This window comes from Corynebacterium sp. 122RC1 (assembly GCF_024580955.1).
Lineage (GTDB): Bacteria > Actinomycetota > Actinomycetes > Mycobacteriales > Mycobacteriaceae > Corynebacterium > Corynebacterium kozikiae.
Genome location: NZ_JANIKD010000072.1, coordinates 1 through 405, shown reverse-complemented (window position 1 = coordinate 405; position 405 = coordinate 1). Strand labels below are relative to the sequence as shown.

The window sequence follows — 405 nt, the reverse complement described above, 5'->3', positions numbered from 1 at the left end:
GTATTAATCACTCTATCTTTATTTACAAATCCTTTTTGCGCAGTAGCTACGCCATATTTCATAAAATCAAGATGATCCACATGATGAGCATCTGTATTAATTGTTAATTTAATATTTGGATATTTTTTTACAGTGGCAGCATTTAAATCTAATCGTTTTGGATTAGCATTAATTTCCATTACCGTTTGTGTTTCTTCTGCAAGTTGCATCAACTGTTCTATATTAGGTTGATACCCTTCACGTCGCTCAATAATACGACCAGTTGGATGTGCAATATGTCTAACATAAGGATTACGACATGCATGTTCTAGGCGCTTCATAATCTCTTCTTCAGATTGATTGAAACTTTGATGAATAGCTGCAATAACATAGTCAAGTTGCGATAGTATATCATCCTCATAATCT

The 405-nt window shown here is 33.3% G+C and carries 1 pseudogene; it reads right to left on the bottom strand.

Annotation, left to right across the window (positions count from 1 at the left end):
* Window positions 1-405, bottom strand: a pseudogene (locus NQ050_RS11125) (hypothetical protein); the annotation flags it as partial.